Consider the following 12,310-nt stretch of genomic DNA (forward strand, 5'->3'; position numbering starts at 1 on the left):
AGCGAGCAGGCAGCGCCGAGCGAGGCTTGCCGAGTGAGCAGGCAGCGCCGAGCGAGGCTTGCCGAGTGAGCAGACAGCGCCGAGCGAGGCTTGCCGAGTGAGCAGGTGCCGGCGACCCGGATCGAGTGGTGTGACGAGACGCAACGACGAAATCGTGAGCGTCGCAAACGAGAGGGGTCTATCGTCCTTTCCATGGTGACGCTCGCTCCCGCCGGACCCCGTGCCGCGCACGACGCAGCGGTCGAGCAGCTGCGCCGGGCCCGGCGCGAGGCCGGCCGCGTGCAGCTGGGCAAGCCGTCGTCGAACCTGTTCCGGTTCGGGGATCGGGAGCGCGGCCGCGGCACCGTCCGGCTGGACACCTCCGCGCTGGACGGGGTGCTCGGCGTCGACCCGACCACCCGGACCGCCGAGGTCCAGGGCATGGCGACCTACGAGACGATCGTCGCCGCGACCCTGCCGCACGGGCTGATGCCGCTGGTCGTGCCGCAGCTCAAGACCATCACGCTGGGTGGCGCGGTGACCGGGCTCGGGGTGGAGTCGACGTCGTTCCGCAACGGCCTGCCGCACGAGTCGGTGCTGGAGATGGACGTCCTCACCCCGGACGGCGAGCTGGTCACGGTGACCCCGGACGGCGAGCACGCGGACCTCTTCGCGGCCTTCCCGAACTCCTACGGCACCCTCGGCTACGCGCTGCGCCTGGTCGTCGAGCTGATGCCGGTCTCGCCGTTCGTGCGGCTCACCCACCACCGGTACCCGACGGCCGGCGCGGCCGCCGAGGCGATCCCCCGCCTGGCCGATGTGGACGCCGGCGTCGACTTCCTCGACGGTGTCGTGTTCGGACCCGACGAGCAGTACCTGACGGTCGGCGAGTTCACCGAGGACCCGATGCCGGGCGCCCGGATCTCCGACTACACCGGGCAGGAGGTCTTCTACCGGTCGCTGCAGCGGCGCCCGGTCGACCACCTCACGGTGCACGACTACATCTGGCGCTGGGACCCGGACTGGTTCTGGTGTTCCCGGGCGTTCGGCGTGCAGCACCCGCTGGTGCGCCGGTTCTGGCCGCGCCGCTACCGGCGCTCGGACGTCTACCGCCGGCTGGTCGCGCTCGATCAGCGTTTCGGTGCTTCCAACCGTGTACGTGAGGCCTGCGGGGGGACCGCCGAGGAGATGGTGGTGCAGGACGTCGAGGTCCCGGTCGAACGGCTCGCCGAGTTCCTGGAGGTCTTCCACGCCGAGGTGCCGATCGCCCCGGTGTGGCTGTGCCCGATGCGGCTGCGCGGCGAGCGGTCCTGGCCGCTGTACCCGATGGAGCCGGGCCGGCTCTACGTCAACGTCGGCTTCTGGTCGTCGGTCCCGGAACGACCGGGTGACGGCTGGGCGCACAACCGCTTGATCGAGGAGTTGGTGGCTTCCCTCGGTGGGCACAAGTCGCTGTACTCGACCGTGCACTACGGCGAGGACGAGTTCTGGGCGCACTACAACGGTGCGGCGTACGGGGCTGTGAAGACGCGGTACGACCCGGCCGGGCGAGCGCCCGACCTGTACCGGAAGGTGACCGGCCGCTAGGGGCGATGGCCCGGCCGGCGGGCGTGAGAACGGGAGGTTCCGTGATGACGGGAGTGCTGGAACGAGGGACCACGACGACCGAGCCGGTGGCCACGATCCTGAGCCGGGTGCTCGGGCAGTCGGCCACGCTGCGGGTCGAGGCCTTCGACGGGTCGGTCATCGGTGCGGCCGATGCGCCGGTGACGCTGCGGGTGAACTCGCCGCGGGCGTTGGCCCGGTTGGTGGGCGCCCCCGGTTCGCTGGGGCTGGCACGGGCGTACGTGACCGAGGAGATCGACGTCGAGGGTGACCTCTACACGGCGTTGCGGGCGATGTCCGAGGTGACGCTGCACTCGATCCCGCGCCAGGAGCGGCTGTGGCTGGCCCGGCGGTTGCTGCCCTACTGGCGCGAGCACCGGATGCCGCCGCCGGACCTGGAGGCGCGTCCGAAGGGGCTGCTGCACTCCAAGCGGCGCGACTCGCAGGCGATCTCGCACCACTACGACGTGTCGAACCGGTTCTACGAGTTCGTCCTCGGCCCGTCGATGACCTACACCTGCGCGACCTACCCGGACGCCGACGCGTCGCTGGAGACCGCCCAGGCCACCAAGTACGAGCTGGTCGCGTCCAAGCTGGACCTGAAGCCGGGGATGCGGCTGCTCGACGTCGGGTGCGGCTGGGGCGGCATGGTCCGGCACGCCGCGGCCGAGCACGGCGTCCGGGCGCTGGGCGTCACGCTGTCGAAGGAACAGGCCGAGTGGGGCCAGGCCGAGATCGAGCGGAAGGGCCTCGGGGCGCTGGCCGAGGTGCGCCACCTCGACTACCGGGACGTGCCGGACGGCGTCTACGACGCGGTCTCCTCGATCGGGCTCACCGAGCACATCGGCAAGGCCAACGTGGACAGCTACTTCCGGGCGATGCAGGCCAAGCTGCGGCCGGGCGGGCGGATGCTCAACCACTGCATCACCCAGCCGTACAAGCCGGACCACCGGCACACCGACCCGTTCATCCGCCGCTACGTGTTCCCCGACGGTGAGCTCGAGCCGGTCGGCACCCTGGTGACCGCGATGAACGAGGCCGGTTTCGAGGTCCGGCACGAGGAGAACCTGCGCGAGCACTACGCTCTGACGCTGCGGGACTGGGGCACGAACCTGGAGCGGAACTGGACCGACGCGGTCGCCGAGGTCGGGATCGGCCGGGCCCGGGTGTGGCGGCTCTACATGGCCGCGTGCCGGCTCGGGTTCGAGCTCAACAACATCCAGCTGCACCAGGTGCTGGGGGTCAAGCTGGGTGACGGCGGCGCGTCCGGCTTCCCGCTGCGCGGCGCGCACGGCGCGTACTGAGCCGAGTCCGCGAGTAGCCCGAGCCCAGGCGAGCGCACCCTGCGGCTGCTCGCCGCACCCCGCTCCTGTCCACCGCACCCCGGGACCGCGCACCGCACCGGCTGCGGCAGGTGCGGCGGCGCCGCACGGGGTGCGGGGGCGGGCTACGACACGGCCGGGGAGAGGACCGGGAACGCGGCGATTCAGAGCCGGAGCAGGGCGCGGGCCGTGGTGCTCGCGCGGGCGCCGTACCCGCCGCCGAACAGCACGGTGTGCACCAGCAGCGGGAACAGCTGGTGCAGGCCGACACGGTCGCGCCAGCCGTCGGCCAGCGGGGCGGCGTCGTCGTAGGCGGCGAGTACCCCGTCCAGGTGCGGCAGGCCGAACAGGTCCAGCATCGCCAGGTCGGACTCGCGGTGCCCGCCGTGCGCGGCCGGGTCGATCAGCCAGGCCGATCCGTGCGGGGAGCCGTCGGCGGACCAGAGGACGTTGCCCGACCAGAGGTCGCCGTGCAGCCGGGCCGGTGGCTCGTCCGGGCCGGCGAGCGTGTCGATCCGGGCGCACACCTCCTCGATGACGGCGGCGTCGCCCGGGCCGAGATCACCGCGGTCCCGCGCGGTGCGCAGGAAGGGCTCGATCCGGTCGGCGGCGAACCAGGCCGACCACGGGCCCGGGTGCGGGCGGTCGTGCATGGTGGTGTGCCCGATCCAGGCCTCGGCCGGGCCACCTGGTGGCGGCGCACCGAAGGCGTCCGCGCCCGCGGCGTGCAGGACCGCGAGCCGGCGGCCCAGCTCCTCGGCCGCCGCTGCGTCCGGGCGTCCGGCCGGGACGTGGCTGCTGACCAGCAGCGTGTCGTCGGCGCCGAGCACCTCGGGCACCGGCGGCCCGCCCGGGACGGCGAGCCAGCGCAGCCCGGCCGACTCGGCCGGGATCGAACCCGGGTCGGCGCCGCCGTCCTTCAGGACGGCGACGGTGCCGCCGTCGAGCTCGTACCGCGGTGGGTGCCCGCCGAGCTCCCGGACGACCGTGCGGCCGGTGAGCCGGGCGAGGGTGGTAGCGCTGCGGTGTCCGATGGTTAGCTCGCAGGCTCGCTCGGCATCGATGGTTCGCTCGCGCGCTCGCTCGGCATGGATGGTTCGCTCGCGCGCTCGCTCGGCATGGATGGTTCGCTCGCGCGCTCGCTCACGCGTGCCGCTTCACGTGCTCGACCAGGCCGGGAAGCGCGGCGACGATCATCTCGTACACCTCGGTGAACCCGTCCGGACCGCCGTAGTAGGGGTCGGGGACCTCGGCGCCGTCGACGGCGAGCGGGTCGAACGAGCGCAGCAGCCGGACCCGGTTCGGCTCGGGTACCGAGCGTTCCAGCGACCGCAGGTGCTCGGCGTCCAGGGCGACGAGCAGGTCGGCGGCGAGGATCTCGGAGTCGACCTGGCGCGCGGTGTGCTCGACCGGGTACCCGTGCTCGGTGAGGATCCCGGCGGCGCGCTCGTCCATCGGGTGGCCGACGTGCCAGTGGCCGGTCCCGGCGCTGGTCACCCGGACCCGGTCGGTCAGCCCGACGGCCTCGATCTCGGCCGCGAGCATCTTCTCCGCGACCGGGGAGCGGCAGATGTTCCCGGAGCAGACGAAACAGACGTGCACGCCCCCACGGTAGGCGTCCCACGTCGCGGACGAACGGCCAGGTCGGGACCGTGCCGGGCGGTCGCCCCGGTGTGATCGGACGGTCACGCGGGGGTGTCCCGGGGCGGCGACCGGGACACCCCCGCCGTCGCCGTAGGGTGGTCGGATGGCGATGGATCACCCGGACGGGCCGGCGGAGCACTCCGGCCGGTACGACCTGCGCCACCACGGCGACACCGACGCGACCGAGGGCCTCGTCGACTTCGCGGTGAACGTGATCGGCGACGGGCCGCCGCCGTGGTTGCGCGACCGGCTGGCCGCCTCCCTGGAGAACCTGGGCCGGTACCCGCAGGCCGCGCACGACCGGCACGCCCGGGAGGTCACCGGGGCCCGGCACGGCCGGCCGCCGGAGCAGGTGCTGCCGCTGGCCGGCAGCGCCGAGGGGTTCGCGCTGCTGCCGTCGCTGCGGCCGCGGCTGGCCGCCGTCGTGCACCCCGGGTTCACCGAGCCGGAGGCCGCGCTGCGCGACGCCGGGGTGGACGTCGTCCGGGTGCTGACCGAGCCGGCCCGGGGGCACGCCCTCGACCCGGCCGCGGTGCCCGCCGCGGCGGACCTGGTCGTCATCGGGAACCCGACGAACCCGACCGGGGTGCTGCACCCGGCGGCCGCGCTGCGCGAGCTGGCCCGGCCGGGCCGGGTGCTGCTGGTGGACGAGGCGTTCGCCGACGCGATCCCCGGCGAACCCGAGTCGCTGGCCGCCGACGCCGACCTGCCCGGCCTGCTGGTCTTCCGCTCGCTGACCAAGACCTGGGCGCTGGCGGGGCTGCGGGCCGGTTACGCCCTCGGCGCCCCGGACCTGCTGGAACGCCTCGCCTCGCCGCGCCCGCCGTGGCCGGTGTCCACGCCGGCGCTGGAGGCGATCGTGGCCTGCAGCGAGCCGGACGCGCTGTCGGCCGCCGACCAGCGGGCCCGCGAGCTGGCCGCGCACCGGGTGACGCAGGCCGCGGCGCTGGCCGAGATCGAGGGTGTCGCCGTGCAGCGGGGACTGGCGCCCTACCTGCTGCTGCACCTGCCCGACGGCACCGGCTACGAGGTGCGCCGGCTGCTGCGCACGGCCGGGTTCGCCGTCCGTCGCGGCGACACCTTCCCCGGGCTGGGACCGGACCACGTCCGGGTCGCGGTGCGCCCGCCGGAGACCGCCCGGCGGCTGGCCGAGGCGCTCGACGAGGCGCTGCGGGCGCTGGCGGTGCCGGCGTGAGCGAACCGTCGGCACCGGACCTTGCCGGCGTCGTCGCGGCGCTGGAGGCGGCCTACCCGCCCGCGCTCGCGCTGGACTGGGACGCCGTCGGGCTGGTCTGCGGCGACCCGGACGAGCCGGTCTCCCGGGTGCTCTTCGCCGTCGACCCGGTTCCGGAGACCGTCGACGAGGCCCTCGACACCGGGGCGCAGCTTCTGGTCACCCACCACCCGCTGCTGCTGCGCGGGGTGCACGGCGTCGGCGCGGACACGCCGAAGGGTGCGCTGCTGCACCGGCTGATCCGCGGCGGGGTGGGCCTGTTCACCGCGCACACCAATGCCGACATCGCCGACCCCGGCGTCTCCGACGCGCTGGCCGCCGCCCTGGGGCTGACGACCGTCGGAGCGCTGCAGCCCGAGCCCGCCCCGGCCCTGGACAAGATCGTCACGTTCGTGCCGATCGGTCCGGCGATCGCGCAGGTGCACACCGCGCTGGCCGCGGCCGGCGCGGGCCGGCTCGGGAACTACTCGCACTGCTCGTTCGCCACTGCCGGGACCGGCCAGTTCCTCCCGCTGGAGGGCGCGGTGCCCGCCGTCGGCGAGATCGGGACGCTGGAGCGGGTCGCGGAGACCCGGCTCGAGATGGTGCTGCCGCGCGCTGCCCGGCGCGACGTCGTCGCGGCGCTGCGGGCCGCGCACCCGTACGAGGAGCCGGCGTTCGACCTGCTGGAGATGGCCCCGCTGCCCTCGGCCCGCGGGCTCGGCCGGGTCGGCGAGCTGCCGGAGCCGGAGGGCTTCGCCGCGTTCACCCGCCGGGTCGCCGCCGCACTGCCGGCGACGGCGTGGGGGGTGCGCGGAGCCGGCGACCCGGACCGGGAGATCCGCCGGGTCGCGGTGTGCGGCGGTGCGGGCGACTCCGCGCTGGATGCCGCGACGGCCGCCGGTGCGGACGCCTACGTGACCGCCGACCTGCGCCACCACCCGGCCTCCGAGCACGCCCTGGCCGGCACCGGCCCGGGTGGGCCGGTGCCGGCGCTGGTGGACGTCGCGCACTGGGCCTCGGAGTGGCCGTGGTGCGCCCAGGCGGCCGACGTGGTCCGCTCGGCGCTCGGCGGTAGCGTCGAGGTGTCCGTGTCCCGGCGGCGCACCGACCCCTGGACCACCAGCGCACTCTCCCCGGAGGCGAGTCGATGAAGGCCGATCCCACCGTGCAGGCGACACTGCTGCAGCTGGCCGAGGTGGACGCCGAGATCGGCCGGATCGACCATCAGCGGCGCACCCTGCCCGAGCACCAGCAGCTGGCCGACGCCGAGCAACGCGTCGGGCAGGCGCGCGACGCCGTCGTCCGGGCCGAGACGCGGGCCGGGGACCTGGACCGCGACATCGCCCGGATCGAGCGCGACGTCGACGGCGTCCGCACCCGCACCGAGAAGGACAAGAGCCTGCTCGCCGGCTCCGGCGTCGGCGCCAAGCAGGCCACCGAGCTGCAGCACGAGCTGGACACCCTGGCCCGGCGGCAGGGCGTCCTGGAGGACGAGCAGCTCGGGGTCATGGAGGAGCGCGAGGCGGTCGGCACAGAGCTCGAGCACGCCCGCGCGGAGCTGGCCGAGGCCGAGACCGCGGTCACCGCGGTGACCGAGCGCCGGGACGCGGCCGACGGCGACCTGGACATCTCCCGGGCCGGCCGGGACCGGGCCCGCGGCGAGCTCGTCGCGGCGCTGCCCGACGAGCTGCTCGCCGACTACGAGCGGCTCCGCGCCTCCGGCCGGGTGGCGGCCGGTGCGCTGCGCGAGATGCGCTGCGGAGCGTGCCGGCTCGAGCTGGACCGCACCTTCCTCTCCCAGGTCCGCGGGAAGCCCGCCGACGACGTCGTGCACTGCGAGGAGTGCGGCGCGATCCTGGTGCGTGGCGCGTGAGGCTGGTGGTCGAGGCGGACGGCGGGTCCCGCGGCAACCCCGGGCCCGCCGGTTACGGCGCGGCCGTGCTGGACGCGACGGCCCAGCAGGTGCTGGCCGAGGTCTACGACGGCCTCGGCTCGGCGACCAACAACGTCGCCGAGTACCGCGGGCTGATCGCGGGTCTGGCCGCGGCGCTCGAGCTGGGCGCGACCGGGGTCGAGGTCCGGATGGACTCCAAGCTGGTCGTCGAGCAGATGTCCGGGCGCTGGAAGGTCAAGCACCCGGCCATGCAGGAGCTGGTCGACGAGGCCCGCGAGCTGGCGTCCCGGCTGGACGACGTGAGCTACGTCTGGGTGCCCCGCGCGAGGAACGCCCGCGCCGACGCGCTGGCCAACAAGGCGATGGACGGCGGTTCCAGCCCGGCCCTGGACCCGGCCGCGAGCGCCGGCCCGGCGCCGCGCCCCGCGGTGGCACCGACCGCGACGTCCGAGGTGGTGCGTCCGGCGAGTGCGGCCTGGACCGGTCAGGTCGGCACCCCGGTCCGGATGGTCCTGCTGCGGCACGGCCAGACCGCGCTGTCGGTGGACCGGCGCTACTCCGGGCACGGCGACCCGGAGCTGACCGAGCGGGGGCAGGAGCAGGCCGTCGCCGCGGCGGGCGCGTTGCACGCCCGGTTCACCACGCAGGGCGTGCGGCCCGCCGCGATCCTGACCTCGCCGCTGCGGCGGGCCCGCCAGACCGCGGCCGCGGTCGCGGAGGTCACCGGCGCGGAGCTCGCGGTGCGCGACGCGCTGATCGAGACGGACTTCGGCGGCTGGGAGGGCCTGACGTTCGCCGAGGCCCGCGAGCGGGACCCGGACCTGCACAGCCGCTGGCTCGGCTCGGCCGCCGTCGAGCCGCCGGGCGGGGAGAGCTTCGCCGCGGTCGGGGCCCGGGTGACGGCCGAGCGGCTCCGGATCGTCGAGGAGTTCGCGGGGGAGACGGTCGTCGTGGTCAGCCACGTGACGCCGATCAAGATGCTGCTGCGCGACGCGCTCGACGCCGGTGACGGCGTGCTGTACCGGATGCACCTGGATCTGGCCTGCACCAGCCTGGTCGAGTTCTACCCGGACGGCGGCGCCTCCGTGCGCCTGGTGAACGACACGTCCTACCTCGCCTGACGAACCTCGGCACTGGATCGATCATGAGGTGGCCCGAACGGGTCGTCTCCGGTTGCGGACGGTCGGCCGTCCTTGTCCGGACGTCGCCGGTCGGGCGATGATCAGGCGGTACCGTACGGGGTGGTCGACCTACGGTGCGTGACGGTCCGGTTCGGGGAACGGAACAGGGGAGACGACGATGTCCGGTGGCGCGGTGTCCCATGAACACGACTACGGCTACGACCTGGCCCACGAGATGAAGGTCGTCGCGCGGCTGCCGCAGCAGCGGCGCGGGAGCTCCCGGCCGCTCGGGGCCCCGGTCGCCCCGCGCGACCCCGACCCGGACACCGACTTCGGGCACGACCTGGCGCACGAGATCTGACCCGGCTCAGGATGCGACGGCGAGGGAGGCCCAGAGGGCGACTGTCGCGGCGAGCAGGCCGAGCGGGACGGTGAGCGCACCGAGGGCGGTGAACGTCCGGAACGACGGCGGCTCCCCGCGCCCGGCCGCGATCCGGCGCCACAGCAGGGTCGCCAGCGACCCGGCGTAGGTCAAGTTCGGCCCGATGTTCACCCCGAGCAGGACGGCCAGCACCAGCCCGGCCTGCGGCACCGGGCCCAGCGCGGTGAGCAGCACCAGCGTCGCGGGCAGGTTGTTCACCAGGTTCGCCAGCATCGCGGCGATCGCCGCGGTCAGCAGCAGCCCGGCGAGGTCGGGGGCGTCCGGGAGCAGCCGGCCGAGCCACTGGGCGAGTCCCTGCCCGCTCACCCCGGCCACCACGACACCCAGGGCCAGCACGAACAGGCAGAATGCCGGGGAGGCCGCCGCGACCAGCCGGAGTGGGCCGGTCCGGCGGCGGGCCAGCGTCCGCACCGCGAGCACCGCCGCGCCGCAGGCGGCGACCCAGCCCGGCTCGACGCCGAGCGCCGACGAGGCCCCGAACCCGAGCAGCGTCAGGGCCAGCACGACCAGCGCGAACCGGGGCGCGGTACCGGCGGGCTCCTCACCGGCCGCGTCGACCGGGACCGCGGGCGCCTCGGTGCCGGTTCTCCCGGCCGCCGCGACGGCGACCGGCTCGGACCGCAGGTCGCGGGCGAAGAACCGGCGCAGCACGGCGTACTCGACCGCGAGCACCGCGAGCCAGGGCGCGACCATCAGCCCGGTGAAGCCCAGGAAGCCCAGCCCGGACGCCGAGAACGCCAGCAGGTTGGTCAGGTTCGACACCGGCAGCAGCCCGCTGCCCGCGTTGGACAGGTGCGCGCAGGCGTACGAGTGCGGGCGGGCGGGCAGCCGCAACCGGGTCGCGGTGGCCAGCACCACCGGGGTCAGCAGCACCACCGTGGCGTCCAGGCTGAGCACCGCGGTGGTGCCCGCGGCGGCGGCGAACACCAGGCCGAGCAGCCGTCGCGGGGAGCCGTGCGAGGCGGTCGCGAGCCGGTGGCCGAGCCAGCCGAACACGCCCTCGGCGTCGGCCAGGTGGCCGAGCAGCAGGATCGCGGCCAGGAACCCGACGGTCGGCCCCAACGCGCCGACCTCGGCCCATGCGCCGGCCGGCGGGACCAGCCCGGTCAGCACCGCGATCCCCGCCGCCGGGACCGCGATGATCGCCTCCGGCAGCCCGAACGGGCGCAGCGTCGCCGCGGCGAGGACCGCGGCCAGCAGGGCGACCGCGAGCAGCAGCGTCACTGGAAGAACAGGGTGACACCGACGGCGAGGCCGAGCAGCACGACCGCCCAGCGCAGCACGGTCTCCGGCATCCGGCGGGCGACCAGCGCCCCGAGGTAGCCGCCGACCAGGGTGGTCGGGGCGAGCAACACGACCGCGAGCCAGTCCACCGGGGCGCCGATCGAGAACACCACCACCGTCACCGACGCCACGACCAGCGACAGCACGCCCTTGAGCGCGTTCAGCCGGCGCAGCTCGTCGTGCGCGAACAGGGCCAGCACCGAGATCAGGACGACGCCCAGCGCGCCCCCGAAGTAGCCGCCGTAGACCGCCGCGAGGAACACCGCGACCAGCAACGCGGCCGACCGGTCGCGCTCCCCGCCGGCCGGGTTCCCGAGCACCCGCTTGAGCCACGGGCCGACGGCCATCGTCAGGCTGGCCAGGATCACCAGCACGGGGACGACGGCGTCGAACACCGAGGCGGGCAGCACCAGCAGCAGCGCGGCGCCCACCCCGGCGCCGAGGGCGGCCACGATCGCGGTGCCGACGATCCGCCGACCCTGACCGGGTAGGTCGCGGCGGGCGCCGAGCACCAGGCCGACGTAGCCGGGCCACTGCGCGACCGAGTTGGTGACGTTCGCGGCCAGCGGCGGGAAGCCGACCGCCAGCAGCGCCGGGAACACCAGCAGCGATCCGCCGCCGGCGACGGCGTTCACCGCGCCCGCGAGCAACCCGGAGACGAGCAGGAACACCACGCCCGCCGGCTGCGAGAGGTCGATCACCACCAGACCCTAACCCGCAGGCCGCGTCGCCCGGGGGCCTGTGGGCGGGACGTAGGGTCGACGTGCCGGGAAGGCGGCTCTGCGGTCGCCGGCGGGACGGATCGAGGACGAGGGGGAGCCGTGCAACGGGTGCAGGCGATCGGGGACCTGGTGGGACGCTGGTTCCCGGTGATCGTTGTGGCGGCGGGGGCGTTCGCGCTGGCCGTCCCGGAGCTGTTCGCCGGCTGGAGCGCCGCGGTGCCGTGGCTGCTGGCGCTGATCATGCTCGGTATGGGCATGACGCTGCGCCCGGCCGACTTCAGCTACATCGCGCGCCGCCCCGCGGCGTTCGCGATCGGCGTCGTCGCCCAGTACGTGCTCATGCCCGCTGCCGGGTGGCTGCTCACCACCGTGTTCAGCCTGCCCCCGGAGATCGCGGTCGGGGTGATCCTGGTGGCCTGCGCCCCGGGCGGTACGGCGTCGAACGTGATGGTCTTCCTGGCCCGCGGCGACGTCGCGCTGTCGGTGGCGATGACCTCGGTGTCCACCCTGCTCGCGCCGGTGCTGACCCCGCTGCTGGTGCTGCTGCTGGCCGGCCGGTTCCTCCCCGTTGCGCCCGCGGACCTGTTCCTGTCGATCGTGCAGGTCGTGCTGGTCCCGGTCGTGCTCGGCTTCCTGCTGCGCCGGTTCGCGAGCGGGTTCACCGACCGGGTGACGCCCGCGCTGCCGCTGGTCTCGGTGCTCGGGATCACCGCGGTGGTGCTGATCGTCGTCGCCGGGTCCGCGGACTCCGTGCTCTCCGCGGGTCTGCTGATCCTGCTGGTCGTTGTGCTGCACAACCTGCTCGGCCTGGCCGTCGGGTACGGCGTCGCCCGCGCCTGCGGCCTGGACGTGCCGGCCCGGCGGGCGGTGTCGATCGAGGTCGGGATGCAGAACTCCGGCCTGGCGGCGACACTCGGCACCGTGCACTTCGGCCCGGCGGCCGCCCTGCCGGGGGCGGTGTTCTCGGTGTGGCACAACGTGTCCGGTTCGGCTCTGGCCGGGTTCTGGGCGCGCCGGACGGCCAGGGAGGAGCAGCCGGCGGACGCGTCGGGCTGACGCAGCCGGGCCGACGGAACCGGGC

The 12,310-nt window shown here is 74.9% G+C and carries 12 protein-coding genes; 8 read left to right on the forward strand and 4 right to left on the reverse strand.

Annotated elements, in window-relative coordinates; genetic code table 11:
• The first annotated feature begins 192 nt into the window (after nt 1-192).
• Nucleotides 193-1,566, forward strand: a complete 1,374-nt coding sequence (locus ACLFMI_RS12595; RefSeq protein WP_410948001.1) for an FAD-binding oxidoreductase — start codon at nt 193-195, stop codon at nt 1,564-1,566.
• A gap of 44 nt (nt 1,567-1,610) precedes the next feature.
• Nucleotides 1,611-2,888, forward strand: coding sequence for a class I SAM-dependent methyltransferase (locus tag ACLFMI_RS12600; protein ID WP_410948002.1), 1,278 nt, complete (start codon nt 1,611-1,613; stop codon nt 2,886-2,888).
• A gap of 182 nt (nt 2,889-3,070) precedes the next feature.
• On the opposite strand, the gene ACLFMI_RS12605 is transcribed toward ACLFMI_RS12600, so the two are convergent.
• Both ACLFMI_RS12605 and ACLFMI_RS12610 read right to left on the reverse strand, forming a co-directional pair.
• Nucleotides 3,071-3,940 (reverse strand): fructosamine kinase family protein, encoded by an 870-nt coding sequence (locus ACLFMI_RS12605; RefSeq protein ID WP_410948147.1) that lies wholly within the window; start codon nt 3,938-3,940, stop codon nt 3,071-3,073.
• A 109-nt stretch (nt 3,941-4,049) separates the two neighbouring features.
• Nucleotides 4,050-4,508, reverse strand: coding sequence for a low molecular weight protein-tyrosine-phosphatase (locus ACLFMI_RS12610; protein WP_410948003.1), 459 nt, complete (start codon nt 4,506-4,508; stop codon nt 4,050-4,052).
• A gap of 145 nt (nt 4,509-4,653) precedes the next feature.
• Here ACLFMI_RS12610 and cobC point away from each other — a divergent pair, with 145 nt between their 5' ends.
• From cobC to ACLFMI_RS12635, 5 genes are all read left to right on the forward strand, one after another.
• Entirely contained in the window at nt 4,654-5,745 is a 1,092-nt protein-coding gene (cobC, locus tag ACLFMI_RS12615; protein WP_410948004.1) for an Rv2231c family pyridoxal phosphate-dependent protein CobC, read from the forward strand.
• A complete protein-coding gene (locus ACLFMI_RS12620) occupies nt 5,742-6,917 on the forward strand; it encodes a Nif3-like dinuclear metal center hexameric protein (RefSeq protein ID WP_410948005.1) in 1,176 nt (391 codons plus the stop codon). Before cobC ends, ACLFMI_RS12620 begins: the two co-directional genes overlap by 4 nt.
• Nucleotides 6,914-7,639, forward strand: coding sequence for a zinc ribbon domain-containing protein (locus ACLFMI_RS12625; RefSeq protein ID WP_410948006.1), 726 nt, complete (start codon nt 6,914-6,916; stop codon nt 7,637-7,639). The genes ACLFMI_RS12620 and ACLFMI_RS12625 overlap by 4 nt, the downstream gene beginning before the upstream one ends.
• A 2-nt stretch (nt 7,640-7,641) precedes the next feature.
• Nucleotides 7,642-8,781, forward strand: a complete 1,140-nt coding sequence (locus tag ACLFMI_RS12630) for a bifunctional RNase H/acid phosphatase (protein ID WP_410948148.1) — start codon at nt 7,642-7,644, stop codon at nt 8,779-8,781.
• Nucleotides 8,782-8,959: 178 nt separating this feature from the next.
• Nucleotides 8,960-9,142 (forward strand): hypothetical protein, encoded by a 183-nt coding sequence (locus ACLFMI_RS12635; RefSeq protein WP_410948007.1) that lies wholly within the window; start codon nt 8,960-8,962, stop codon nt 9,140-9,142.
• Nucleotides 9,143-9,148: 6 nt separating this feature from the next.
• Here the strand turns inward: ACLFMI_RS12635 and ACLFMI_RS12640 are convergent, their stop codons facing one another.
• The gene (locus ACLFMI_RS12640; protein ID WP_410948008.1) at nt 9,149-10,447 is read right to left on the reverse strand and encodes an SLC13 family permease; all 1,299 of its coding nucleotides are present in this window, start codon (nt 10,445-10,447) and stop codon (nt 9,149-9,151) included.
• Nucleotides 10,444-11,208, reverse strand: coding sequence for a sulfite exporter TauE/SafE family protein (locus tag ACLFMI_RS12645; RefSeq protein ID WP_410948009.1), 765 nt, complete (start codon nt 11,206-11,208; stop codon nt 10,444-10,446). Before ACLFMI_RS12645 ends, ACLFMI_RS12640 begins: the two co-directional genes overlap by 4 nt.
• Before the next feature lie 120 nt (nt 11,209-11,328).
• On the opposite strand from ACLFMI_RS12645, the gene ACLFMI_RS12650 reads away from it, so the two are divergent.
• Complete coding sequence (locus ACLFMI_RS12650; protein WP_410948010.1) at nt 11,329-12,285, forward strand: bile acid:sodium symporter family protein; 957 nt, start codon at nt 11,329-11,331, stop codon at nt 12,283-12,285.
• Nucleotides 12,286-12,310: the final 25 nt, after the last annotated feature.

The sequence above is a fragment of the Pseudonocardia nantongensis genome (genome assembly GCF_046546495.1).
Taxonomy (GTDB): domain Bacteria; phylum Actinomycetota; class Actinomycetes; order Mycobacteriales; family Pseudonocardiaceae; genus Pseudonocardia; species Pseudonocardia nantongensis.